The organism is Rhodococcus sp. NBC_00294, from assembly GCF_036163995.1.
Taxonomy (GTDB): domain Bacteria; phylum Actinomycetota; class Actinomycetes; order Mycobacteriales; family Mycobacteriaceae; genus Rhodococcoides.
This window is the reverse complement of the sequence record NZ_CP108044.1, coordinates 56,794-79,173: the sequence shown is the minus strand read 5'-3', so window position 1 is coordinate 79,173 and position 22,380 is coordinate 56,794. Positions and strand designations below refer to the sequence as shown.

General features: G+C 68.1%; 26 protein-coding genes and 1 pseudogene. 13 read left to right on the top strand and 14 right to left on the bottom strand.

The window, feature by feature from the left end:
* Positions 1–12 precede the first annotated feature (12 nt).
* The 7 genes from OHB23_RS22160 (at position 13) to OHB23_RS22130 (ending at position 7,163) form a co-directional block, all read left to right on the top strand.
* The gene (locus OHB23_RS22160) at positions 13–1,212 is read left to right on the top strand and encodes an IS110 family transposase (protein ID WP_328810598.1); all 1,200 of its coding nucleotides are present in this window, start codon (positions 13–15) and stop codon (positions 1,210–1,212) included.
* 529 nt (positions 1,213–1,741) lie between these two features.
* The gene (locus OHB23_RS22155; RefSeq protein ID WP_328811699.1) at positions 1,742–3,808 is read left to right on the top strand and encodes an MMPL family transporter; all 2,067 of its coding nucleotides are present in this window, start codon (positions 1,742–1,744) and stop codon (positions 3,806–3,808) included.
* Positions 3,809–3,834: 26 nt separating this feature from the next.
* Positions 3,835–4,092 (top strand): YgaP-like transmembrane domain, encoded by a 258-nt coding sequence (locus OHB23_RS22150; protein WP_328810599.1) that lies wholly within the window; start codon positions 3,835–3,837, stop codon positions 4,090–4,092.
* Positions 4,093–4,160: 68 nt separating this feature from the next.
* Positions 4,161–4,583, top strand: coding sequence for a DUF302 domain-containing protein (locus tag OHB23_RS22145; protein WP_328810600.1), 423 nt, complete (start codon positions 4,161–4,163; stop codon positions 4,581–4,583).
* Positions 4,580–5,359 (top strand): sulfite exporter TauE/SafE family protein, encoded by a 780-nt coding sequence (locus OHB23_RS22140; protein ID WP_328810601.1) that lies wholly within the window; start codon positions 4,580–4,582, stop codon positions 5,357–5,359. The genes OHB23_RS22145 and OHB23_RS22140 overlap by 4 nt, the downstream gene beginning before the upstream one ends.
* Positions 5,360–5,419: 60 nt before the next feature.
* On the top strand, positions 5,420–6,796 hold the full coding sequence (locus OHB23_RS22135) for an MBL fold metallo-hydrolase (RefSeq protein WP_328810602.1): 1,377 nt from the start codon (positions 5,420–5,422) through the stop codon (positions 6,794–6,796).
* Between the two features lie 97 nt (positions 6,797–6,893).
* Complete coding sequence (locus tag OHB23_RS22130; protein WP_222633379.1) at positions 6,894–7,163, top strand: metal-sensitive transcriptional regulator; 270 nt, start codon at positions 6,894–6,896, stop codon at positions 7,161–7,163.
* A 358-nt stretch (positions 7,164–7,521) separates the two neighbouring features.
* Here OHB23_RS22130 and OHB23_RS22125 read toward each other — a convergent pair whose 3' ends face one another.
* From OHB23_RS22125 to OHB23_RS22115, 3 genes and pseudogenes are all read right to left on the bottom strand, one after another.
* Complete coding sequence (locus OHB23_RS22125) at positions 7,522–8,109, bottom strand: DnaB-like helicase N-terminal domain-containing protein (RefSeq protein WP_328810603.1); 588 nt, start codon at positions 8,107–8,109, stop codon at positions 7,522–7,524.
* Between the two features lie 15 nt (positions 8,110–8,124).
* The gene (locus tag OHB23_RS22120; RefSeq protein WP_222647698.1) at positions 8,125–8,274 is read right to left on the bottom strand and encodes a hypothetical protein; all 150 of its coding nucleotides are present in this window, start codon (positions 8,272–8,274) and stop codon (positions 8,125–8,127) included.
* Between the two features lie 89 nt (positions 8,275–8,363).
* A pseudogene (locus tag OHB23_RS22115) lies at positions 8,364–8,489 on the bottom strand (glutaredoxin family protein); the annotation flags it as partial.
* 233 nt (positions 8,490–8,722) lie between these two features.
* Here OHB23_RS22115 and OHB23_RS22110 point away from each other — a divergent pair.
* Complete coding sequence (locus tag OHB23_RS22110; protein ID WP_222647696.1) at positions 8,723–8,902, top strand: hypothetical protein; 180 nt, start codon at positions 8,723–8,725, stop codon at positions 8,900–8,902.
* 149 nt (positions 8,903–9,051) lie between these two features.
* Here OHB23_RS22110 and OHB23_RS22105 read toward each other — a convergent pair whose 3' ends face one another.
* Entirely contained in the window at positions 9,052–10,008 is a 957-nt protein-coding gene (locus OHB23_RS22105; protein ID WP_328811711.1) for a DUF4192 family protein, read from the bottom strand.
* A gap of 44 nt (positions 10,009–10,052) precedes the next feature.
* Positions 10,053–10,193: a hypothetical protein gene (locus tag OHB23_RS22100; RefSeq protein ID WP_222626631.1), complete on the bottom strand. Its 141-nt coding sequence runs from the start codon at positions 10,191–10,193 to the stop codon at positions 10,053–10,055.
* Positions 10,194–10,696: 503 nt separating this feature from the next.
* Between OHB23_RS22100 and OHB23_RS22095 the strand changes: the two genes are divergently transcribed.
* The gene (locus OHB23_RS22095) at positions 10,697–11,527 is read left to right on the top strand and encodes a DUF4145 domain-containing protein (RefSeq protein WP_328811710.1); all 831 of its coding nucleotides are present in this window, start codon (positions 10,697–10,699) and stop codon (positions 11,525–11,527) included.
* A 21-nt stretch (positions 11,528–11,548) separates the two neighbouring features.
* Here OHB23_RS22095 and OHB23_RS22090 read toward each other — a convergent pair whose 3' ends face one another.
* The 3 genes from OHB23_RS22090 to OHB23_RS22080 form a co-directional block, all read right to left on the bottom strand.
* The gene (locus tag OHB23_RS22090; protein ID WP_222647693.1) at positions 11,549–11,941 is read right to left on the bottom strand and encodes a hypothetical protein; all 393 of its coding nucleotides are present in this window, start codon (positions 11,939–11,941) and stop codon (positions 11,549–11,551) included.
* 143 nt (positions 11,942–12,084) lie between these two features.
* Positions 12,085–12,264: a hypothetical protein gene (locus OHB23_RS22085; protein ID WP_328811709.1), complete on the bottom strand. Its 180-nt coding sequence runs from the start codon at positions 12,262–12,264 to the stop codon at positions 12,085–12,087.
* A 64-nt stretch (positions 12,265–12,328) separates the two neighbouring features.
* A complete protein-coding gene (locus OHB23_RS22080; protein ID WP_328811708.1) occupies positions 12,329–12,616 on the bottom strand; it encodes a hypothetical protein in 288 nt (95 codons plus the stop codon).
* A gap of 476 nt (positions 12,617–13,092) precedes the next feature.
* Between OHB23_RS22080 and OHB23_RS22075 the strand changes: the two genes are divergently transcribed.
* A complete protein-coding gene (locus OHB23_RS22075) occupies positions 13,093–13,467 on the top strand; it encodes a histone-like nucleoid-structuring protein Lsr2 (RefSeq protein ID WP_328811700.1) in 375 nt (124 codons plus the stop codon).
* Positions 13,468–13,843: 376 nt separating this feature from the next.
* Here the strand turns inward: OHB23_RS22075 and OHB23_RS22070 are convergent, their stop codons facing one another.
* The 5 genes from OHB23_RS22070 to OHB23_RS22050 all read right to left on the bottom strand — a co-directional run bounded on the left by OHB23_RS22070 (position 13,844) and on the right by OHB23_RS22050 (position 17,702).
* Positions 13,844–15,499 carry a ParB/RepB/Spo0J family partition protein gene (locus tag OHB23_RS22070; RefSeq protein ID WP_222647688.1) on the bottom strand — a complete coding sequence of 552 codons (1,656 nt, stop codon included), beginning with the start codon at positions 15,497–15,499 and terminating at the stop codon, positions 13,844–13,846.
* A 124-nt stretch (positions 15,500–15,623) separates the two neighbouring features.
* Positions 15,624–15,884, bottom strand: a complete 261-nt coding sequence (locus tag OHB23_RS22065; protein WP_222647687.1) for a hypothetical protein — start codon at positions 15,882–15,884, stop codon at positions 15,624–15,626.
* 459 nt (positions 15,885–16,343) lie between these two features.
* On the bottom strand, positions 16,344–16,514 hold the full coding sequence (locus OHB23_RS22060; protein WP_222633471.1) for a hypothetical protein: 171 nt from the start codon (positions 16,512–16,514) through the stop codon (positions 16,344–16,346).
* Entirely contained in the window at positions 16,511–16,840 is a 330-nt protein-coding gene (locus tag OHB23_RS22055) for a hypothetical protein (protein ID WP_222633472.1), read from the bottom strand. The genes OHB23_RS22060 and OHB23_RS22055 overlap by 4 nt, the downstream gene beginning before the upstream one ends.
* 31 nt (positions 16,841–16,871) lie before the next feature.
* On the bottom strand, positions 16,872–17,702 hold the full coding sequence (locus OHB23_RS22050) for an ImmA/IrrE family metallo-endopeptidase (RefSeq protein WP_328811707.1): 831 nt from the start codon (positions 17,700–17,702) through the stop codon (positions 16,872–16,874).
* Positions 17,703–17,948: 246 nt separating this feature from the next.
* On the opposite strand from OHB23_RS22050, the gene OHB23_RS22045 reads away from it, so the two are divergent.
* From OHB23_RS22045 to OHB23_RS22035, 3 genes are all read left to right on the top strand, one after another.
* Positions 17,949–20,009: a heavy metal translocating P-type ATPase gene (locus OHB23_RS22045; protein WP_222647686.1), complete on the top strand. Its 2,061-nt coding sequence runs from the start codon at positions 17,949–17,951 to the stop codon at positions 20,007–20,009.
* A gap of 113 nt (positions 20,010–20,122) precedes the next feature.
* Positions 20,123–20,554 carry a hypothetical protein gene (locus tag OHB23_RS22040; protein ID WP_222647685.1) on the top strand — a complete coding sequence of 144 codons (432 nt, stop codon included), beginning with the start codon at positions 20,123–20,125 and terminating at the stop codon, positions 20,552–20,554.
* 165 nt (positions 20,555–20,719) lie between these two features.
* Complete coding sequence (locus OHB23_RS22035; protein WP_222647684.1) at positions 20,720–21,403, top strand: DUF4396 domain-containing protein; 684 nt, start codon at positions 20,720–20,722, stop codon at positions 21,401–21,403.
* Between the two features lie 274 nt (positions 21,404–21,677).
* Here OHB23_RS22035 and OHB23_RS22030 read toward each other — a convergent pair whose 3' ends face one another.
* Positions 21,678–22,313 (bottom strand): DUF305 domain-containing protein, encoded by a 636-nt coding sequence (locus OHB23_RS22030; RefSeq protein WP_222647683.1) that lies wholly within the window; start codon positions 22,311–22,313, stop codon positions 21,678–21,680.
* Positions 22,314–22,380 lie beyond the last annotated feature (67 nt).

Genomic DNA, 22,380 nt, shown 5'->3' with positions numbered 1-22,380 from the left:
GAAGGAGAACCGATGGCCGAAGTGGAGCTGTGGATCGGAATCGACGTTGGTAAACGCACCCATCACGCATGCGCGATCGACCACGCCGGCACCATCGTCTGGTCACGGCGCGTCGACAACGATCAGACTGCCATCGACGACCTCATCCGGTCGGTGGGCACCGCGAACGTGCGGTGGGCGGTCGACCTGACCAGCGCGGTGGCCTCGCTGCTCCTCACACTCCTCACCTTGGCCGAGCAACACGTCGTCTACATCCCCGGCCGGGTCGTGCACACCATGGCGTCCGCGTACCGCGGCGAAGGCAAGACCGACGCCAAGGATGCCCGCCTCATCGCCGACATCGCCCGCACACGAACCGATTTGGACACCGTGATGGTTCCGGAGCCTCTGGTGCTCAACCTGCGCCATCTCACCGGTTACCGAGCGGAGCTGATCGCTGACCGGGTGCGCACCGTCAACCGTCTCCGCGGCCTCCTGAACAGCATCTTTCCCGCCCTTGAGATCGAGCTCCGGTTCCTCGGGCGGTCGGCCCTACTGCTGCTGTCCACGTTCTGCACACCAGGGGCGATACTCGGGGTCGGCGCCGACGGTCTCGACGCGCACCTCGCCGGCCTCGGTGTGCGCAGCGACCGGCGCAGAACGGTGGTCACCGCCGCGCTCGCTGCCGCGCAACGGCAAACATGCGTCGTCGCCGGTGAGGAGGTCACCGCGGCGCTGGTCAGGCGGATGGCCGGTCGGCTCCTGGCCATCGACAGCGAGACCAAAGAAGTCGACGAGCAGATCCAGGATTTGTTCCGCCAGCACAAGTACGCCCGAGCACTCGAATCCGTGCCCGGCATCGGCGCACGGCTGGGAGCGGAGTTCCTCGTCGAGACCGGTGGGACGCTGGACGGGTTTGCCACCGCCGGCCACCTCGCCTCGTACGCCGGCCTCGTACCTGTTCCTCGCGACTCCGGCCGCATCACGGGCAACCTTCGACGACCCAAGCGGTACAACCGGGGACTTCGCCGGATGTTCTACCTCGCAGCACAGGGCAGCCTGAGCACCGATGGTCCCTCACGCGAGTACTACCAGCACAAACGCGGCCAGAACAAGGTGCACACCCAAGCCCTGCTCGCCGTGGCGCGCAAACAGGTCGACGTCGTGTGGGCCCTGATCCGCGATGACCGCGTCTTCACCCCAGAGGCACCCGGGCGACTCCGGGCTGCCTGACTGCCGCGGGTCGACCGGCCGATGTCGCGGCGGGACGTCCACACACACTGGTGGAAAGAGCCCTGCGCCCACAGGCTCGTCTCCGTCGATTGAACACGCCTGGCCCTCCCCAATACCCCCTGGGGTACTTGCATACCCCCCCTCGTATATGGCACGGTGGGTGTCGTCCAGGCGATCGAACTCAGAAGGAGCGCCCCGTGTGCCGTCCCGCCGAGTGCCCCCAGTGCGGCAAGACCACGTGGTCGGGCTGCGGCCGACATGTCGACAGCGTGATGACTTCGGTCCCGCAGTCGCAACGCTGCACGTGTGACCGCCGGTCCGCACCGTCCCCATCCGGCGGCCTGCGTTCGCTGTTCCGCCGCTGAGCTCACCTCCACTCAGTTCTCGACGGCGGCCGCTCCCGGCCGCTTGGATACCCCCACCCGTATAGGAGTCCACCGTGTCCCAGCCCGACACCGTCGCCGAATCCCGGCTCGGCGACCACCACCACGACAGTGCCCCCGGCCGCCTCGGCCGGTGGGGCTCGGCCATGGTCACCCGCCGCCGCTGGGTCTTCGGCACCTGGTTGATCTTGTTGATCGCCCTCGGATCCGTTGCGCCGTCGGTGTTCTCGTCCCTCGCGGGTGCCGGGTGGCAGGCGAACGGATCGGAATCGGTGCAGGTCCGCGAGCTGGCCGAGGAACACTTCGGCGGCAACTCCTCCGCCGCGGTGCAGGTCGTCGTCCACAGCGACTCCGGTGCGCTGACGGACCCGGAAGCGACCGCCGCGCTCACCGGCGCGACCGACATCCTGAACGCGGACCCGCGTTTCGGTGAGATCGTGCCCCCGCAGCAGGGGATGACGATCAGCCCCGACGGGCGCACCGGCATCCTGATCGCCGGCGCCGACGGCACCACCGACGAGATGGTCACCGCCGTCGACGACGTCAAGGACCAGCTCACCGCACTCTCCGGCGACGGTGTCGAGGTCTACCCCACCGGTGCGTCGGCGCTGTGGTCGGACTTCAACAAGGCCAACCACGACGCGATGATCCAGGCCGAACTCATCTCCTGGCCCGTCACCCTCGCCATCATGGTTCTCGCGTTCGGCTCACTCGTCGCCGCCGGATTACCCCTGCTGCTGACCATCGCCGGTCTCGTCGCCTCCGCCGGCGGGCTGGTCCTGCTCAACGAGATCACCCCGATCTCGGTGTGGGCCATGAACTTCGCCATGATGTTCGCCCTCGCACTCGGCATCGACTACGCCCTGTTCCTCGTCGCCCGCTTCCGCGACGCCCTGCGCTCCAGCGATCCCCGCGCGGCCGTCGCCGAGACCATGGACACCGCCGGCAAGGCCGTGGTCCTGTCCGGGCTCACCGTCCTGGTGAGCCTGTCCGCCGTGCTGATCGTCCCCGCCCCCGCGGTGCGGACCATGGCCGTCGGCATCATGCTCGCCGTCACCTTCGTCCTGCTCGCCACCCTCACCCTGCTCCCCGCCGCCCTCGGCGCGCTCGGATCGAAGGTCAACGCCGCGTCCCTTCCCTACGCGAAGCGTCAGCAGCACCGCTCGCCGATGTTCGCCGCGTGGGGCGCTCTCCTGCACAAGCACCCGTGGCCGTTCGCGCTCGCCTCGATCGGCGTCCTCGTCGCACTCGCACTGCCGGTCCTCGGCTTGAAGGTCGCGATGCCGTCGATCTCCGTGGTCCCCGAGGACGCACCGGTGCGGCAGGGCTACGCCCTCGTCCAGCAGCAGTTCGGTGACGGCGCCCCCGGCGCACTGCAGATCGTCGTCCCCGAGACCGACGCCGCCGACACGGCCTCTGCCGCTTCGGAGGTGCCCGGTATCGCGATGGTCACCCCGCCGCAACCCGCCGCTGACGGCTCCGGCTACGCACTCCTGCAAGTGATTCCGGCTGTCGACCCGTCCGACGAGTCGATGGGCACCATTCTTGCCGACCTCCGTGGCGAACTGCCGGAGTCGGCGCTGGTCGGCGGCGCACCCGCGGAGAACCTCGACCTGCAGCAGGCCCTGAACGACTATCTGCCGCTCGTCGTCACGATCATCCTGATCCTCGGGTTCGTGCTGCTCCTCGTCGCACTGCAAGCACCCCTGATCGCTTTCCTCGGTACCGCGGTCAGCCTGCTCTCCACCGCCGCCGCGTTCGGCGTCGCCAAGCTGATCTTCCAGGACGGGCACGGCGCCTCGCTGCTCGGCTTCACCCCGCAGGGCTTCCTGAACGGGTGGGGACCGGTGTTCTTCTTCGCGATGATCTTCGCCATCGCCATGGACTACACCGTGTTCCTCCTCGCCACCGCCAAGGAGCACTACGAGCGCACCGGCGACGCGACGACGGCGATGATCGACGGTCTCGCCCACTCGGGTCGGGTCATCTTCGCCGCGGCCGCGGTGATGGTGGCGGTGTTCTTCACCTTCGCCCTCGCAGACCCGCTCCCGCCGAAGGAGATGGGCATCATCCTCGGCGTCGCCGTGCTTCTCGACGCGGTGCTCATCCGGTTGATCCTGCTGCCCGTCCTGCTCCGACTGACCGGTTCCGCCGCCTGGTGGTCACCCGTCTGGCTCCGCAAGGCTCTCCCGTCCATCAGCTTTTCGCACTGACACCCCACGACCGGAAAAGGACACTCATGACCACCACTGTCCGTCCCGCCCGCGTTCCCGCCGGTTTCACCGGCTGGCCGATCGAACGCTCGGTGCCAGCGCTGGCCGGCATCGTCGTCGCCGCCGGGCTGGTCCTCGGGGAGACCGCATCGCCGTACTGGCGGCTACTCAGCGCGTTCGCCGCTGCGAACCTGGCCCTCTACGCTGCGGTCGGGTGGTGCCCGGCGAGCCTGCTGCTGCGCCGGATCGGGGCGCGCAGTCTTCGCGCCGCCGACCGCGGGTAACCCGCAACCACAGCACCGGACATCTTCACCACCGAACGACTGCATCGCCGACGAAAGGAACCACCCTCATGAGTATCGCCCTGACCACCACCCTGACCGGCACCGACTTCGACACCGCCGTCCAGCGCACCCGAGACGCTCTGGCGGAGCAGGGTTTCGGTGTGCTCACCGAGATCGACATGCAGGCCACCCTCAAGGCCAAACTCGGTGAGGACATGGAGCGCTACCTGATTCTCGGCGCGTGCAACCCACCCCTGGCCCACCGCGCCGTCGGCGTCATGCGCCAGATCGGCCTGCTGCTTCCCTGCAACGTCGTCGTCCGCGAGGACCCGGACAACGCGGACGTGATCATCGTCGACGCCATGAACCCCGACATCATGGTCGAGGCGACCGGTGAACCGGCGCTCGGCGACGTCGCGCGCGACGCCGCGACCAAGCTCCGCGCTGCGATCACCGCCCTCGGCGGCGACGGGGACACCCGGAACCGATGACGCTGGCACTGGGGCTGGTCCTCGGCGCCGTCATCGGGGTCCTGTTGGGACTGCTCGGCGGTGGAGGGTCCATCCTGGCCGTACCCGTTCTCGTCTACGCCCTGCATCTCCCGCTGGCCGAGGCGATCCCGGTGTCGCTGCTCGTCGTCGGATCGGCGTCCCTGACCGGGGCCGTCCCGAAGATCCTGGCACGGCTGATCGAGTGGCGACTCGCGGCGATCTTCGCCGGCACCGGCATCGTGGGGACCTTCCTCGGGAGCGGCGCCGGCCGACACCTGCCCGAGTCGGTCGTGCTGGTCGGGTTCGGGCTGGTCATGATCGCGGCCGCAGTACGCATGCTCCGCGGCGACGCCTCTCTCGGCACCGCCTGCCGAACAGGCACCTCGGGGATCGACTGGCGACGCTGCGCCCCACGGTCGATCCCCACCGGCTTCGCCGTCGGTGTGCTGACGGGCCTGTTCGGTGTCGGCGGGGGTTTCCTCATCATCCCGGCGCTGGTGCTGCTGCTCGGCATCGAGATGACCGTCGCGGTAGGGACGTCGCTGGTGGTGATCGTGGCCAACTCCGCAGCGGGACTGGTATCCCACACCGACGGGCTCGGCGGCAACTGGGCCCTCACCGCGACGTTCGCCGGGGCGGCGATCGCAGGGTCACTCGTCGCCGGCCGCTGGGCCGACCGGGTGAACGCCGACCGCCTGAAGAACTGGTTCGCCTACCTGGTGCTCGCCGTCGCCGGATACGTGCTGATCGACGCCGCTCACACCATCGTCACCTGACACCCCCACACCCTCACTGCCCTGACCACCCGATCGACACACCCGTGACGAGGAGCATCCATGACCACCACAGACACCCCCGACATCGCCATCATCGAGACCTCGAGCCTCGGCGATCGCAGCTACCTGATCAGCCACCACGGCATCGCCCTGGTCGTCGACCCCCAACGCGACATCGACCGCATCGAGACCCTCGCTCGGGAGAAGAACGCTCGCATCACCCACGTGTTCGAGACGCACATCCACAACGACTACGTCACCGGCGGGCTCGAACTCGCCCGCGCGACCGGTGCGCAGTACGTCGTGCCGGACGGCGACCCGGTCGGCTTCGAGCGGCGCGCCGTCGTCGACGGCGAAGTCGTCGACGCGGACCCGCTGTTCATGCAGGTGATGCACACACCCGGACACACGCACCATCACGTCAGCTATGTCCTGCGGGGCACGAACGGCACCCCGATCGCCGTGTTCACGGGCGGCTCCATGCTCTACGGGTCCACCGGGCGCACCGACCTGCTCGGATCCGAACACACCCACGACCTCACCCACGCCCAGTTCCATTCGGTGCGCCGACTGGCCGACGAGCTCCCCGCCGACACCGAGGTATACCCCACACACGGATTCGGCAGCTTCTGCTCCGCCACCCCCACCAGCGGCGAGTCCTCCACCATCGGCGAACAACGCAGCGCCAACCCCGCGCTGACCCAGGACGAGCAGACCTACGTCGACACCCTCATCGACGGCCTCGCCGCCTACCCCGCTTACTACGCCCACATGGGCGTCATCAACACCGCCGGCCCCGCCCCCGTCGACCTGTCCATGCCGACACCGGTGGACCCGGCGGAGCTGCGCCGGCGCATCGAGGCCCGCGAATGGGTCGTCGACCTGCGCTCGCGCACCGCGTTCGCCGCCGGTCACCTCGACGGCAGCCTCGGATTCGAGCTGTCCTCCAGCTTCGTGACCTACCTCGGATGGCTCTACCAGTGGGGCGCACCCCTCACCCTCATCGGCGACACCGCCGACGACATCCTCACCGCGACCCGAGAACTCGCACGTATCGGCATCGACTCACCGTCCGGGTCCGCGGTCGGCGACATCACCGACCTCACCGGAGACCACCCCGTCCGCAGCTACGGAACAGTCGACTTCGCCGGCCTGCGAGACACCCTCGGACGCAACGACAATGACCTCGTCGTCCTCGACACCCGCCAACCCGAAGAATACGACGCCGGCCACATCCACGGCGCCGTCAACATCCCCCTCCCCGAACTCGCCGAACGACACCACGAGATACCGGCAGGTGAAATCTGGGTCCACTGCGCCTCCGGATACCGGGCATCCATCGCCGCGTCGATCCTCGACCGCGCCGACAGGACCGTCGTCCTCATCGACGACGACTACGACCACGCCGCAGAACTGGGCCTGGACACCGAACACTGACCACAGGTCCCACACCGCGGCACGCATACCGACAGCTCATATGCCCCCAGGGGTACTATGGCAGATACCATCGACACCACTGAACAGGGGCACCACCATGATCGGCGACGACGACAGCATCGCACTGGTACTCAACCGACTCCGACGCGCCAACGGCCAACTCACCGGGGTCATCTCGATGATCGAGAACGGCCGCGACTGCAAGGACGTCGTCACCCAACTCGCCGCCGTCTCCCGCGCACTCGACAAAGCGGGGTTCAAGATCGTTGCCACCGGACTGCGTGAGTGCATGACAGGTGCCACCGCCGATGACAAGGAACCCATGACCGAAGCGGAACTCGAGAAGCTGTTCCTCGCGCTCGCCTGATCGTCGACGGCTTCTCTTACCGCAGAGCGGTCCGCGCGCGGACCACTCGCGGCATCCGGTGTACTACATGCGGTTCGGGACAGCACCTCTGCGTTCGATCTCATCAAATACGCCCTTCTGACGGTCGCACGTCAGAACAGCGAGCACTGCGTATCGCCGGCTGTTCCGTCACCCGTGCCGCACCATGTGCGGTACAGATGTTCGGCGACGCGGGTATGCACCTCGAGTTCGTCCGCGAGCTCGGCCCAGTTCACACCGCGGGCCCGCTCAGCGTCGAGCCACCGACCACTCTCGAGCCCAACCGTAGTGAGCGTTCCGTCGGCCGCGAAATAGCGTTCATCGATGGCGGATCCAGTCCTCATGCGTGCGCTCCCCCGGCTCGGAAGGTGTTGAGCCGCTTCCACGCTGCCCGCTGTGCGGTACCCAGTTCGACCATGTAGTCGAACAGTTCGTCCTCGGGGCCTTGTTCGGCGGCCTGGATGAGTCGCTGCCCGGTGACGTGGAAGCTTCGCCGGTAGGACTGGGAGAGCACGATGTCGGCGTAGTGCACGGCGGCGGACGATCCGGTGGTGTCGGCGGTGACGACGTCGGCCAACGCTCGGCGCAGCGGTGCGTCCTTCTCCCCTCCCCCGGCTCGGTGCAGGACAGCGGCGACGGAGGCGGGATCGTGCGGCTGCCCGGTGGTGACGAGGTCGGCGATGACAGCGAACAACTCGGCGTAGGCGGGCTCGGCGAAGTCGGCCGGCACCAGGGCCTCGGTGACGCGGGCGGCGGCGGCGGTGTCGACGGACCACATGAGCGCGCAGAGGGTCAACGATTCCGGGTCGGTCCGCGGGTCGAGACCGTCACTGGTGTCGACGCCGGGGTCTGCGGCGTCGGGTGCGAGGTCGAGGACCGGGTCGCTCGGGTTCTGCTCGGGTTCGGGGACGGCCCGTAGTGCGCTCATGACGTGTTCCCTGCCTTACCGGGCGTCGGTGTAGTCGGCGGCCGGGTGGGTGGTCCAGGGGCCGTGGATGACGACGGCACTGGTGGTTTCGGCGGCGAGGTCCGCTTCGATCTGGGCGGCGATGAAGTCGTGGTCGGGCTGGTGGTCAAACGCGAGGTGCGCCATGGAGTGGGTTCTCCTTCGGATCGGTGGTGGATTGCGAGGTTCGGTCAGGCCGCGGTCGACACCTCTACTTGTTGACAGACGGATTGAGATTCGCGGGCTTCGGTGTCGACGCTGATGTCGACGGCGGTGTAGTCGAGGCCGGCCTTGTCGAGTGCCCGGAACGTCGCCCGGCACTGCTGGCAGTTGGGCTTGGTGTAGACGGTGATTCCGGACATGGCTCACGCCTTTCGACTATTCGGTGGAGTGGTTCCATTCTATTTCACGAACGGGTTTATTTCCACCGCTGTACGGTATTTGTTCGGTAACGATGCACCGGGCTTTTCTATTGCGCTGCAACCGATATGGCGGCGTTCGGGAATATCCTTCGATCCCGTTTCGACGGGTCCGTGAATTGCGCTTTTTCTCGTCACTGGCGGGTTTTTTCGCGGCGAGAGTCTAGGATCGCGGGATGACGTATTCGCGTGTGGAGTCGGATTTGGTGGCGATGGCGTTGGATCGGAGTGCACCGTCGGATCTGGCGGTCGAGGCGATGGTGTCGGGGGTGCCTGTCGAGGAGACGCTGCCCCGTGCCGCTACCCCGGGCGCTGTGGATGTGGTGTGGGTGCCGGAGGACATGCCCGACCTGTGATCGCGGTGGCCGGCCCCGCTCGGTGGCGACAGGTCCGCTCGGTGGTGGGTGCGTCGAGGTCGGTGTGAGGGCTCGATGCCCGATCGCCGGCTACCCCCGCCGGTGGCCGGGCGTCCCCCGCTGACTGCGGGAGCCGCCCGGCCCGTGCTCTAGTCCCGGTCGGGTGCCCCGGGAAGGTGCGCCCCGGTGGTGGCGCGGACGGTTTCGGCGTCGACGTCGAGGGTCCGGATCTCGGCGGGGTTCATGGCGGCATCTTGTGCCTGACGGAGTAGGCGGAGCATCGACGGGGTGGCGATGCCTACGCTGGTCGCTTCGTCCTCTGCCGCGTCGTAGGCGATGTTGGCGGCTGCTCCGTCTCCGGCGCGGTGGCAGAGCCACCCGGCGATGCTGAGGGCCTGGATGCGGGCTTCTGCGCGGGTGTGGCGGGCGATGGTGGCCATGACGGTGTGCGCGGATGTGCTGCCGTAGAGCGGGAGCCGGAACATCGCGTCGCGGACGGGCAGTGCGGTGATGACGGCTGCGGTGCGGGCGATGAGGCCACTGTCGGGCAGCTCGTCGGCGTAGACGACTGCGGCCAGGTCCTCGAGTACCTGCGCGGCGTCGGCGTGCTCGGCCGGGCGAACCTCCTCGGCGTGGGCGTAGCGGTTGCCGATCGCTGTGCGGCTGCCCTCGATGGCCGTTCCGGCTTCGACGGTGCTGGCGGCCACTTCGGACGCGATGGGGTCGACGTCGAACGTGGCGAGGGTGTCGAGGTCCTGTGCGGTGGCCGGTCCGGCGAGGGTGGGAACCCAGTAGGTGCCGATCACCTCGACGGCGGTGGCGAGGATTCCGGCGATGACCAGGTTCTCGACGGCGGCCGCTTTCTTGCCGGGTCGGTCTGCGATGGTGACGATGATGACCGACTCGACGCCGTGGCGACGCAATACGTCGTTCATCTTGTGCGCCTGGGTGACGACGTCGACGCGGTCGAACCGGGCGGCGAAGGTGAGGATCTTGCCGGTGAACGCGAGCACGACGATGGACTCGGTGGGGACGTGCCGCAGTGCTGCGGGGATGGCGGCGATGACCTGGGCTGCGCTGGTGAGGGTGATGCGGGGTTGCGTCATGATGGTGAACCTTTCGAGTGGTCTGGGGTGTGGCTGGGGGACGGTCAGGATCGGAGTGCGCGGCGTGCGTTACGGCGGTCGTAGCGGGCGCTGGCTCGTTTGACGGTGCGGCGGATCTTGGGTGCGCCCTGCTTGTGGACGAGGATGTCGATCTCGTCTGCGGTGGACGGGTGCTGTGCGCGCATGACTGGTGCTTCCTTCCGGAACTCGTGCGTGCGGCTCGGGCCCTTGCCCTCACCACGTTCTTTCGCCGTCATCTGGCGTGGCGAAGAGGAGGCGGCGCACGGGAACGGCGTCCAGCACCCGAGAACGAAAAGTTCTCAGCCGGAGGCGTTCTGAGAAGTTTTCGGACCCCCGAGGGGCCGGAGCGCAGCGGAGGTCGGGTGTTGGTAAGACGGGCCCGGGTGACGCAGCATCGGAGTAGCCAGATGTGTCGAAAGAACGAATGCTCTTCCAGGGTGCGGAGCGCAGCGGAGCTCCACTAGGCGGACGCCCGCAGGGTGGCCCACGCCCGGCCGGTCACGGCCGGCCTGCGACCCGGAACCGCCGGCCACTCCCCCGAGCTGCCACCTTCCACCCGGACACGCCGGTGGCCGACTGTGCGGGAGCGACGGGAATCGACCACGTTCCGTGGGTCGCGGTAGCGCTGATCTTTCGCACGACGAGCCTCAACGTGCATCGTCAGCGTATGTTGACGATTGGTTACGATGGCCGTCAGCCGAATCGAAAGAAGTCTGCCCGTATGAAAAGCTATGTGTCGCAACTGGAGAATGGGTGGTTCGACGCGGCTTCCTGGCCCTCGATCGTGTGCCCTGTATGCCACCGGGGTGTGCTGGTTGTTCCGAAGAAGACCGACGACAAGGGTCGGCTTCGAGATGATGTGAGGTACGACCATCCGGAGGACTTCGACTATCCGCATGTGAACCACGCCGACATTGTTGGAACCTTTTCAGCTGTGCTGTCGTGCAACGTTTCTGCGTGCAGAGGAGTTGTCTACGCGGTCGGTGACATGGAGGTCGAGGTTCGGCCCCCCGAGTTGTACGACCAGGGAAACAACTACGTGGACATTCTCGCGGTTCGCAACTTCTTTCCGCCGGTGGAGGTGTTCGATCATCACGAGGAGTTTCCCGCCTCGGTGGATCGGGAGCTGCGGCGCGTGGATGCGTTGCTGTGGTCGGATCGCGCCGCAGCGATGACGGCGTTGCGGAAGGGTGTCGAGGAGCTGATGAACGAACAGAAGATTCCGACACGTGGAGACACCGGCAAGAAGGGTCGACTCTCGCTCGATGCCCGGTTGACGAAGTTCGGGAAGACGCATCCGGAGTTGAGCGAATTGCTGCTGGCGACGAAGTGGATGGGCAACGTCGCGACGCACGAGGATGACGTGACGTTCCAAGAGATCATCGATGCGATCGAGCATGTCGAGTTGACGCTCACGGATCTTTACCGGCCGAGTAAGTCTGCTGCACTGGAGCGTGCGCGGTCCATCAACGCTGCGAGGGGTCGACCGAGCGTGTGATCCAGCGGTGCCCTGCCGTCGTCAGTTCTGCTCGTCAGCATGTGTTGACGGGTTGTCGGTGGTGGGTCTGAGGTAGCCGCGGGTGTGCCAGCGGTGGGCGGCTTGTTTGCTCATGCCGAGGAGTTCACCGATTCGGGTCCAGGACATGGGTGGGTCTTGTTCTCGGAGTCGGGTGACGATGTCGTGGCGTTGCCGAAGGAGTCCTTGTGAGATGTGGGCGTTGACGGCGAGTGCGTCCTCGTCGGTGATGGTGTTGCCGGACAACGCGTTTTGTGCGCTTTCGGTCATCATGGCGGCTCGGTCGTCGCCTCGTTCGGTCATGCGACGAGCTGCGGCGGCGAGTTCGTGGGCGTCGCTGTAGCTGCTGTATTCCTGGAACAGTTCGCGTTGGTCGAGGTACCGGTCGAAGGCCATTCCGTCAGCGTATGTTGACGGTTGCTAGTCGTCAACAGATATTGACGCGCAACGGGGGCGTCTGTGTCGGCCGTGCGCCCGGAGGGCGGATGCCGCTGTGAGGCGCGGAGCGCCTGGGAACAGGCGGCGCGAGCGGAGCGAGCTCAATGCCCTTCGGTGTTCGCGGGGACGAGGCCGGCGCGGAGGATGCGGAAGGGGTAGGCGCCGGGTGCGTTTGCGTGGGTTTCGCTGGGGGTGATGGTGGCGTGGGTGTCGTCGAGTTCGGTGATCTCGAAGGTGGTGACGCCGTGGGCGTGGAGTTTGACGCGGTCGCCTGTTTGCACAGCCGGTGATCGTATCGGCGGGGACCGACAGGTCTTCGTCCACAAGTCCGTTCCCGGTGCGCGGTCAGGGCCGGCGGGTGTCGGGTCGGTGGCCGGGGCTGCTGCTGAGGTCGAAGTTTCCGGTGTGGGGGCTGGCCGCCGGCCGGGTGGCGAGCGCGGCGGCGACTTGCTTTTCGAGGCGGGGGTTGGGCCGTTCGGGGCAGTAGGTAGCGGCGTCGCAGGAGCTGGCGATGCGCATGACGGCGGGGTCGGGTTTGTGGGCTTCGCCGGTGTCTGCGGTGCGCCGTTCGGCGTCGGCGGCGGCGTGTTCACGCAGGCTGCGGGCGTGTTCTGCCCAGTCGACGCGGGTCATGGCGCTCCCCGAGATTGCTTGTGGTGGTGATGCGGGGCCGAGTGCTTCCCGGGTCGAACCGTCGGTGCGACCGCCACTCAGCCCCGCTTCATCAGGCTAACAAGAATCGAACATGTGTACTAGTCTGGGTCGGCCGCTTCAGGGAGCCTGGCCAGGTCGGTGGATTGGTACCAGTCGCGGAGTCGCCCGGGGGCGACGGTGAGGTGGCGGTGCGCTCGTAGGACTTCGGTGACGTGGTCGTGCGCGTCCCGCAGATCGGGATCCTCGGGGTCGTGGCCGTCGCCGGCGAGGACGAGGCCGGCGCGGTCGTCGTCACGGTTCATGACGGGTTGGACGCACCGGACGGCGCGGTGGTTCCCGCCGGCACACTGTGCGCCGACACACCGGCCCGGTCGCGGTACCGGATGGTGTGGTTGTGGGACGGTGAGCAGGCATTTGTCGACCGTTTCACCGAGGAAAGACGGGTACATCGCACCGTGGCCAAGAATTTGATCGTCGAGCTGACCGATGACATCGACGGGTCCGTCATCGCCGACGGCACCGGGGAGTCGATCGAGTTCTCCGTCGACGGCGTCGATTACGCGATCGACTTGAAGGACAAGAACGCGAAGGAGTTTCGGAAGGCGCTCGGTTATTACATCGAGCACGCGGCGAAGGTCGGCGGCCGCAAGCGTGGTGGGCACACCTCTGTTGTCCGCGCCGCCGCTGAGGCCGCCTCGAAGAAGTCGTCGAAGCGTGATCCGGAGCAGACGCGGGCGATCCGTGAGTGGGCCACCAGCAACGGGTACGAGGTCAGTGCCCGGGGCCGGATTCCCGCTGCGGTCGTCGAGGCGTTCGACGCCGTTCACTGACTGGCCTGCCCTCGCCGCGCGGCATCTGATCTCCTGGGCCGCGTGGCGGACTGGGTACCGGCGGTGGCCGGCGCTTCTCGGGGGAGCGCGAGGGGGTGTCCCCCTCGCCCGGCCGGGGACCGTCAGGACCGGACACCACTGCGAAACCTGCTTATTCGCGAACCCACATTCCTAGGAGCTACTTCATGGCACGTAAGACTCGTCGCTCGTACACCCTCGTCAACTTCCTGGTCGACGTCATCCTTTTCTGCCTCACGGCTGGGCTCTGGCTCATCTGGATCTTTGTTCGCGAAATGCGCCGCTGACCCTTCTGAACACACCCACTGTGGGCGGTGCGGGTGCCCCGAGTTGTGGGGCACCCGCACCGGTCACCGGGTCATTCGCCGCTGGTGGCGGTGACTTCGGTGTAGGCGTCCTCGGCGGTGTTCTCGCCGGTGACGACCTTCTCGACCGGGCCGGTGGTGTAGCCGTGCTCGGTCAGGAACGCCAGGTACCGGGCGGCTCCCCTGGGGAGGCCGTCGCGGGTCCACCGGGTCTGCGGGCTGGCTCGCCACCACGACTTGTCGGAACCGGCCATGCGGGCTTCGAGTGCGGCGAGCACCAGCGCCAGCATGAGCACCTGGGCGCGGGCGTCGGTGGCCTTGTCGATCAGGTCGGCGATTCCGGTGAGCGGGTCGGCACCGGGCACCACCTCGCGCAGCACCTCCCCGGCCTTGCCTTCGGTGAGCAGATCGGGTGACCCGGCGAGGGTCGCGGCGACCCATCCGGCGCTGCCCTTCGGCGCGGTCTTGCGCGTCAGGAGCGCCTTGATGTGCTCGCGGCGCAGCGTGGTCTCGGCGAGACCTGCGGCGTTGAGCGCCTTCACCCTGCGACGCTCGGCCTTGTCGGCGTCGGCTGCTTCGGCGGCGCGGCGTGCCGCGTCGTCGGGGTTGACCCCGGCGGCGGCGCGTTCGTGGGCCACGGGGGTTGCCTGCGGCACCTGGTAGCCGTGCTGCTCGGCGTCGTCGGCGCTGATCCAGTACGACGTCTCCCATGCCCACCCTTCGGTGACGGTCTTCCGGTGGCGCTTGCCCTCTGCGGGTGTGTCGTCGGGGCCGTCGGCGTCCCAGTCGACGCTGTCCTCGTCGACCTGCTCGCCGGTCTCGGCGTCGATCCATGCCTCGACGTGGTCGGCCCACACCGACCACCGGTCGGGGTGCTCGGCCACCTCGACCGGCTCCCCGTCGGCGGTGCGGATCTCGGCGGCGTAGTGCCACACGTCCTCCCCTGCCTCGGGGTCGGTGGTGAGCACCGGGTGACCGGCCTCCCCGAACGGCACCAGCGTTTTGGCCCGGTCGCGTGCGTTCTTGCGGTCCTCGGTGAGCCTGCGTGCCAGGTGCGGGAAGTTGTACGGGCGGTTCTCGGCGGCGTCGAGGAGCTGCGCGACGGCGTCGTCGTCGCCCATCTTCTCGAACGCGGCGATGATCGACGCCTGCTCGAGGTCGAGTTGCCCGGTGTCCAGTGCCGCCCGCGCGGCGTCGGAGCCGCCGACCCGACCGGCGACCTTCGCAGCCTTCTGCGTGACCGAGAGGGCTTGGGCGACCTCTTTGACGGACACGCCGAGGTCGAGCAACTGGGCGACGCCTGCGGCGCGCTGGCCGTCGGTGAGGTCTGCGCGCTGGTCGTTGGAGACGATCTGCTCCACGATGCGGGTGGTGTCGGCGGCGACCTGGTCCCCGTCCTGGGTGCGGATGAGCACCGGGACGACGGGGGTGTCGGTGGCGATCGCGGCGAGGGTGCGCCGTTGCCCGTCTATGACGGCGAGGGTGCCGTCGCCCCGGCGCACGGTCAGGATCGGGTGCAGGACTCCGTGCTCGCGGATGGAGGCGACGAAGTCGGGGGTCCGGTCCAGGTCGACGGTGTCGCGGACGTTGTCGGCGACGTCGAGGGTGGTGGGGTCCACCTGGGCGAACACCGTTCCCAGCGCACCGGGATTGGTATGCTCGGTGGCGGGTTCGGTTGTCGCGGTGGTGGTGTCGATGGTTGCGGTCATGATGGTGTCTCTCCTTGATATGGTTTTCGGTGAGACACCGGGCAGTTAGGCGCTGTCCGGTGTTTTTCTGTTCTGGTGGTGCTGGTCGGGTGGTGTGGTCCCCGGCTCCGCGCGACGGCGGTGGTCATGCGGTGCCCTGCGCCGTTCCGGCTGCTTCGGCGTCGTCGATCTGAGCCTCGGTGGCTCCGGCTTCGCGTGCGGTGCACGCCCAGTAGGCGGCGCGTTCGCGGTGCGCGGCCTCGGTGGACGCTTCGGGGTTCGCCGCTGCCTTCTCCGCACGTGCGGTGTAGGCGGTGATCTGGGTGAGCGCGTGGGTGCGGATGGTCAGCACCGCCTCCCCCACTGCCCCCATGGTTGCGGTCTGAAAACTGGTGGTGACGCTCATCGGTGCGCTCCCTCGACTGCGGTGACCTGGCCTTCTGCCCTGCCACGTTCTTTCGCCGTCATCTGGCGTGGCGCAGAGGAGGCGGCGCACGGGAACGGCGTCCTGCAGCCGATACGAAAAGTTCTCAGCCGGAGGCGTTCTGAGAAGTTTTCGGACCCCGCAGGGGCCGGAGCGCAGCGGAGGTCGGGTGTTGGTGAGACGGGCACGGGTGACGCAGCATCGGAGTAGCCAGATGTGTCGAAAGAACGACGCTTTTCACTCCGACGGAGCGCAGCGGAGTTCCGATCAGGGCACGCCCGCAGGGTGGGCTACGCCCGGCCCGCTGGGCCGGCCATCGCACCCGTGACCGCCGGCCGCCGAACCGTGCGGGTAGCGACATCGGCATCCGCGTCGTCTGCGGACACGAAAGAGGCCCGCACCCTGGGGTGCGGGCCTCTTTGTTGCGTGTCTGTGCGCTGGTCAGGACTGTTCGGGCGGCACTGTGGTCGGCTTGCCTGCTGCGGCGTCACGGATCCACTGCGGCACTTCGCGCCCACTGCGTTCGCGCATCGCGATCGACGCGCGCGCGGCGGCGGCGGCGACGCGGGGTCGCGGTGTCTTGTCGACTGCGCGTGATTCGGTGGTGGTCATCGCGGGTCCTCCTGCTCGTTCTGGTTGTCAGTGTCCTCTGTGTCGGCGAGTTCCGCCACCGTCGACCGAATCGCTCGGTCTGCTACAGCGACCAGAACTGCCTCCTCTGTCTTGGTGATGAGAGGTGAATCGGTGACGGTCGCGTAGACGTCCCAGCCGAGTTCGGCCTCGTCGTCGTCCTTGCTGAGGGTGTGGTCCAGGCACCAGGTGATGCGGTCCCATGCTTGGGCGCGTTTGTCGGCGACGGTGCGTTGTCGGATGGTGAGGGCGACCCCGACGACGGCGAGGACGCCGACGATCAGGGTCACCCATGCTTGTGCTGGCACGTGGGTTCCTTCCGGTGGTGGGTGGTGCTGGTCAGGCGGCAGCGGTGTCGCCGCTGTCGGTGTCGCTGTCGACCTGCGGGTCGAGGGCGTCGGCGAGTTCGTGGACGGCGGCGAGGACGGCGCGGGCGGTGTCGGTGACGGTGTCGAGATTGCCGTCAGCCCATCCGGCGACGTAGCCGACGCTGTAGGCGGCGGTGTCGAGTCCGAGGATCCCCGCGAGAACGTACGCGACGGATTCGGCTTCGACCTCCATCCGGCCTCGGTGCAGGTCGCGCCGGTCTTCGGCGGCGACGGTGTCGGCGGTGTGCATGAGGGCGTGGGCTGCTTCGTGGATCATCGTCTTCGCTGCCTGCGCGGGTGCGAGGCGGGCGTCGACGACGATACGGCGGGTCCCGTCGACGGTGGTGTACCCGTTGGTCTCCCCGTCGATGAGGTCGCGGGTGACGGTCCAGCCGCGCGAGGTCATGAGGGCGTGGACACGGTCGTAGATGGCGGCGGGGTCGTCGCCGGTGAGGCGGTGGGCGATCTGCTCGGCCTGGGGGTGGCCGTCGATCGGGTCGGTCTGGTCGTGGGCGAAAACGGACAGGATCGGGAAGGTGGGGACCTTGCGGGTGGTCTCGTCGCCGGTGGCCTGGTCGGTCTCGGTGACGGTGCGGCTGCTGTAGCCGTAGATGCGGATCGCTTTCTCACCCTTGCGGACTTGCCGTCCCTGGGCCTGCCATGCCCGGAATCCGGCGACCTGCGTCGCGCTGGGGCGCTGGGGCGCTGGGGCGCTGGGGCGCTGGGGCGCTGGGGCGCTGGGGCGCTGGGGCGCTGGGGCGCTGGGGCGCTGAGCGAGGATCAGCATGACGTTGTTGAACAAGGGTGCGGAATCGCATCAGCTGCACGATCCGGTGGGTGCAGGAATCGAGTCCGAGTGAGACGGCACACCTTCCCACGGCTGACCGAGGGGCGTATGGTCAGATCTGAATACCCCCTGGGGGTATGTAACGGAAACCGGACACGGCGGGTAGCCGACAGCAGAGATGCGGTAGGGCCACGGCACTTCCGGGCACGCCGACCGGTACAAGGCATTGCACAGCAACACTTTCGAGATCGAGGAATTGACATGATCGAGTCATCACCGGCCACCGTTCGGACGGACACTTCGCACGATCAGGACCATCACGGCATGGCCGGCGGCCACGGCGGCCACGGCGATCATGCGGCCCAGTTCCGGAGATTGTTCTGGGTGATGGTCGTTCTGGCTGTTCCGGTGATCGCGGCGTCGGACATGTTCGCGATGATCCTCGGGTACTCGTTGCCGGAATACTCATGGATCGGGTGGGTGTCCCCAGTGTTGGGCACGGTCATGTTCGTGTGGGGCGGCTCCCCGTTCCTCACCGGCGCGCTCGGCGAGATCCGCAGCCGCGCACCGGGAATGATGCTTCTCATCGCGTTGGCCATCACCGTCGCCTTCGTCTCCTCCCTCGGCGCGAGCGTCGGTCTGCTCGATCACCAGCTGGACTTCTGGTGGGAGCTGGCACTGCTGATCGTCATCATGCTGCTGGGGCACTGGATCGAGATGCGCTCACTCGCGCAGACGACGTCGGCCCTGGACTCTCTGGCCGCACTGCTGCCCGACACGGCCGAGCGCGTCGACGCCGACGGTGAGGTCAACACGGTCGATCCCGGATCGTTGGCGGTCGGCGATGTAGTGATCGTGCGCCCCGGCGGTCGGATCCCTGCCGACGGTGTCGTCGTCTCCGGGGCCGCGAGCATGGACGAGTCGATGATCACCGGCGAATCCCGGACGGTCCGCCGCAGCGAGAGCGAGACCGTCGTCGCCGGCACCGTCGCCACCGACTCTGGCCTGCGCGTGCGTGTGTCCGCCATTGGCGAGGACACCACCCTCGCCGGGATCCGCCGACTGGTCAGCGACGCGCAGAACTCGACGTCGCGAGCACAGCGCATCGCAGACATCGCCGCGGCGTGGCTGTTCTGGTTCGCCCTCGGCGCCGCCGTTCTCACCGCGGCCGCCTGGACCCTCCTCGGCTCCCCCGACGACGCGGTCGTCCGCACGATCACCGTCCTGGTCATCGCCTGCCCCCACGCACTGGGCCTGGCAATCCCGCTGGTGGTGTCCATCGCGACCGAACGCGCCGCCCGCGGCGGCGTCCTGATCAAGGACCGCCTCGCACTCGAATCCATGCGCACCGTCGACACCGTGCTGTTCGACAAGACCGGCACCCTCACCCGCGGCGAACCCGCCGTCACCGACGTCGAGGCCGTGGACGGGCGCACCGCCGAGGAGGTTCTGGCGCTGGCCGCTGCCGCGGAAGCGGATTCCGAGCACCCGTTGGCCCGCGCGATCGTCGCCGCTGCCGAGGGCCGCCGGCTCGATATCCCGTCCGCACAGGACTTCCGATCCTCCCCTGCGGTCGGGGTGTCCGCGGTCGTCGACGGCGCCGCCGTACGGGTGGGTGGTCCGGCGATGCTCGAGCAGGAGAACCGCTCCGAGCTCGGTGTGGCCGATCGGTGGCGGCAGGACGGGGCGATCATCCTGCATGTCGTCGCCGACGGCGCCGTGATCGGAGCACTGAAACTGGCCGACGAGATCCGGCCCGAGTCCCGCGCCGCAGTGGCCGACCTGCACGCCCGTGGGATACAGGTGGTCATGATCACCGGCGACGCCGACGCGGTCGCCGCCTCGGTCGCCGGCGAGCTGGGTATCGACCGCTACTTCGCCGGGGTGCGCCCCGAGGACAAAGCGCAGCGGGTGGCGGACCTGCAGGACGAGGGCAGGAAGGTCGCGATGGTCGGTGACGGTGTCAACGACGCCCCCGCCCTCGCCCGCGCCGACATCGGCATCGCCATCGGAGCCGGCACGGATGTCGCGATCGCCTCGGCCGGAGTCATTCTCGCCAGTGACGACCCCCGCTCGGTGCTGTCGGTCGTCGACCTCTCCCGCGCCGCGTACCGGAAGATGAAGCAAAACCTCTGGTGGGCCGCCGGATACAACCTGCTCTCCGTGCCGCTGGCCGCCGGCGTGCTCGCTCCGATCGGGTTCGTGCTGCCGATGTCGGTGGGAGCGATTCTGATGTCTCTGTCGACGATCATCGTCGCCGCCAACGCCCAACTGCTGCGGCGCCTGGACCTCCTCCCCGGCGCGGGCACCCCCCAGTTCTGACCGGCGCCCTCTGACAGAGCTCCTCGCACCTGTTCCCGAAGGCGCTTCACTACCCACGTCGCTCCACGTGGCATCTGGAAGGCCCGGCAACCGCGGGGCGCTACCCTCGACTCATGTCGGTCACGACCAGCCTCGCGCGGCGGGCGCTCGTCGTCCTGGTCATCGTGGTCGCGGCCATCTGCGCACTGGGTCCGCAACATCCGTCGGCCATGTCGTCGGCCGCCTCGGCGGGTGTTTCCCCCGAGACGCCCTCGACCGCGGGCACACCGGCCGAGCTGACGGTCGTGGCCGTCGGAACACAAACGACCGTCAGCGCGGCCCACTGCGTCACCGCCTGCGGCGACACGACCTGTGGCAACGCCCATGCGTGCATGGAAGCGGTCACGCTCGCCGATAACGCCCCGGTTCCTCTGGCGCGAACGGGCGTCGAGCTCATCGCACAGACGGGCCGACACCCCACGCCCGGGCACCCCGTCCCAGCCGAGTCCAGTTCGCCGCCCTGGACGGTGCTGTCGTTGACCCAGCTCACGGTACGCAGGGTCTGACAGGCCGCTGGGGCCGCGATGTCGAGCCCCCTCCCTGACACACACCTCGCGCATGCCGGTTGCGGGCTCCCCCGCACCTGGCCCTGCGTCCTCACCGCACCACCACTCCCTCTCGCCCCACCGCTTTCGCACGCGCGGCGACAGGCCCCTCACGAAAGGCTCGACATGGACATGGACATGGGCTCGACCCTGCCCACATGGATGACTCCGCTGGCATGGGTGGTCCTCACCCTCGCCCTCATCTCGTCGGCCGTCATCGCCGACGATATCTACCGCCGCGGACACCGCCACCACACCGTTGCCACCGAACTGGTGTGGATCGCCTCCGGCCTCTACCTCGGGCCGTTCGCCCTGCTTGCCTACCGCCGTCACGGCCGCGATGGCGTCGTCTCGGACGCGAGGACCGCCGTGCAGGCGCCCCCTGGTGTATCCGCAGGACTGCCCGGCGGTGGCGCGTCCGCCGCCGCGCACCTCATCGGGGTGCCGCTGGTCATCGCCTCCGGGCTCACCATCGCCGGAATCGACCTCTGGGTGATGATCATCGTCATCGCGCTGCTGGCCACGGCCATGCTGTTCGCGTACGAACGCTCGGCCGTCACACCGACGGTCGGTGCCCGTGACACGCGTCGGCCGTCCGTCGCGGCTGCGCTCGGGGCCGCCGCGGTGACCGTGCTGGCGTTCGACCTCGGAATGGGTGGCTGGATGTTGTTGCTGCATTTCACCGAGACGATGCCACCGGCCACCGACGCTGCATTCTGGCTGCTCATGCAAGTGGGCATCGTCCTAGGTGTGATCACGGGCTACCCCGCCGTCCGACTACTCCGCGATCACCGCAACTCCCCCGCCTGAGACGGACAGCGGTCCGCATCCCTCGACACGGGACCACCGGTAGACACGCTGCCACCGGGGCAACAAGCCCCCGCTAGGGGACTACCGCGGCGCTCACCCGAATCCGCCGTCGGACCAGAGTGTCGGCCGCAGAATGCGGGACCGGCACCGACGACCGCGCGAGTGACGGTGCCTTCGACTCCCCCGACACGACGCAACCCCGCACCGAATCGGTGCGGGGTTGCGTCGTTCGCCCGAGCAGAACCCGCGGCAGCGGGTCCGGCCGGGTTCTCGGTCAGCCCAGGAGCTGCTGCATACGCGAGATCTCGGCGTTCTGCGTCTCGACGATGGTGCGGGCCATCGCGACCGCGTCCGCGTTGGAGCCGTCGGCGATCTCCTTCTCCGCCATCGCGACCGCGCCCTGGTGGTGGGCGATCATCATCGTCAGCCACTGCCGGTCGAAGTCAGCACCCGACGCGGCCATCAGCGAGTCCATGTCCTGTGCGGTCATCATCCCGCTGCCCGATCCGTGATCCATACCCTCCATCGAGCTCGCGTCCGACGACGGCGCCGGCTGACCCCACTGCGCCAACCACGACGTCAACTGCTCCATCTCGGGTTTCTGGGCGGCGGCGATCTCCCCTGCCAGGGCGACGATCTCCGGGTTCGTCGTCCGCCCGTCGACCATGGTCGCCATCTCGACGGCCTGCGCGTGATGGGGATACATCATCGACGCGAACATGACATCGGCGTCGGTGAAGTTCGCTGCGGGATCCGCGGACTGCGCCGACGAGGACCCCATCGAGGTGGACGAGCCCATCGAGTGGCCCTCCATCGACGTGCCCGATCCGTCGTCGCTACACCCCGCGAGGAGGGTGATGCCTACCGCCGCGGCGGCGAGGACAGTGGTTGTTCTTCTGTTGATGCGCATGGAAGTACTCCTGAGGTGTGTCGAACGAAAGACGAGGTGGATCTGCGTGCGATCCGCCGGAGCACCC

What these genes read in the sequence shown, in the direction of transcription:
- OHB23_RS22160 (WP_328810598.1), top strand. Translation starts at nt 13, where the DNA reads ATGGCCGAAGTGGAGCTGTGGATCGGAATCGACGTTGGTAAACGCACC.
- OHB23_RS22155 (WP_328811699.1), top strand. Translation starts at nt 1,742, where the DNA reads ATGGTCACCCGCCGCCGCTGGGTCTTCGGCACCTGGTTGATCTTGTTG.
- OHB23_RS22150 (WP_328810599.1), top strand. Translation starts at nt 3,835, where the DNA reads ATGACCACCACTGTCCGTCCCGCCCGCGTTCCCGCCGGTTTCACCGGC.
- OHB23_RS22145 (WP_328810600.1), top strand. Translation starts at nt 4,161, where the DNA reads ATGAGTATCGCCCTGACCACCACCCTGACCGGCACCGACTTCGACACC.
- OHB23_RS22140 (WP_328810601.1), top strand. Translation starts at nt 4,580, where the DNA reads ATGACGCTGGCACTGGGGCTGGTCCTCGGCGCCGTCATCGGGGTCCTG.
- OHB23_RS22135 (WP_328810602.1), top strand. Translation starts at nt 5,420, where the DNA reads ATGACCACCACAGACACCCCCGACATCGCCATCATCGAGACCTCGAGC.
- OHB23_RS22130 (WP_222633379.1), top strand. Translation starts at nt 6,894, where the DNA reads ATGATCGGCGACGACGACAGCATCGCACTGGTACTCAACCGACTCCGA.
- OHB23_RS22125 (WP_328810603.1), bottom strand. Translation starts at nt 8,109, where the DNA reads ATGAGCGCACTACGGGCCGTCCCCGAACCCGAGCAGAACCCGAGCGAC.
- OHB23_RS22120 (WP_222647698.1), bottom strand. Translation starts at nt 8,274, where the DNA reads ATGGCGCACCTCGCGTTTGACCACCAGCCCGACCACGACTTCATCGCC.
- OHB23_RS22110 (WP_222647696.1), top strand. Translation starts at nt 8,723, where the DNA reads ATGACGTATTCGCGTGTGGAGTCGGATTTGGTGGCGATGGCGTTGGAT.
- OHB23_RS22105 (WP_328811711.1), bottom strand. Translation starts at nt 10,008, where the DNA reads ATGACGCAACCCCGCATCACCCTCACCAGCGCAGCCCAGGTCATCGCC.
- OHB23_RS22100 (WP_222626631.1), bottom strand. Translation starts at nt 10,193, where the DNA reads ATGCGCGCACAGCACCCGTCCACCGCAGACGAGATCGACATCCTCGTC.
- OHB23_RS22095 (WP_328811710.1), top strand. Translation starts at nt 10,697, where the DNA reads ATGTTGACGATTGGTTACGATGGCCGTCAGCCGAATCGAAAGAAGTCT.
- OHB23_RS22090 (WP_222647693.1), bottom strand. Translation starts at nt 11,941, where the DNA reads ATGGCCTTCGACCGGTACCTCGACCAACGCGAACTGTTCCAGGAATAC.
- OHB23_RS22080 (WP_328811708.1), bottom strand. Translation starts at nt 12,616, where the DNA reads ATGACCCGCGTCGACTGGGCAGAACACGCCCGCAGCCTGCGTGAACAC.
- OHB23_RS22070 (WP_222647688.1), bottom strand. Translation starts at nt 15,499, where the DNA reads ATGACCGCAACCATCGACACCACCACCGCGACAACCGAACCCGCCACC.
- OHB23_RS22065 (WP_222647687.1), bottom strand. Translation starts at nt 15,884, where the DNA reads ATGAGCGTCACCACCAGTTTTCAGACCGCAACCATGGGGGCAGTGGGG.
- OHB23_RS22060 (WP_222633471.1), bottom strand. Translation starts at nt 16,514, where the DNA reads ATGACCACCACCGAATCACGCGCAGTCGACAAGACACCGCGACCCCGC.
- OHB23_RS22045 (WP_222647686.1), top strand. Translation starts at nt 17,949, where the DNA reads ATGATCGAGTCATCACCGGCCACCGTTCGGACGGACACTTCGCACGAT.
- OHB23_RS22040 (WP_222647685.1), top strand. Translation starts at nt 20,123, where the DNA reads ATGTCGGTCACGACCAGCCTCGCGCGGCGGGCGCTCGTCGTCCTGGTC.
- OHB23_RS22035 (WP_222647684.1), top strand. Translation starts at nt 20,720, where the DNA reads ATGGACATGGACATGGGCTCGACCCTGCCCACATGGATGACTCCGCTG.
- OHB23_RS22030 (WP_222647683.1), bottom strand. Translation starts at nt 22,313, where the DNA reads ATGCGCATCAACAGAAGAACAACCACTGTCCTCGCCGCCGCGGCGGTA.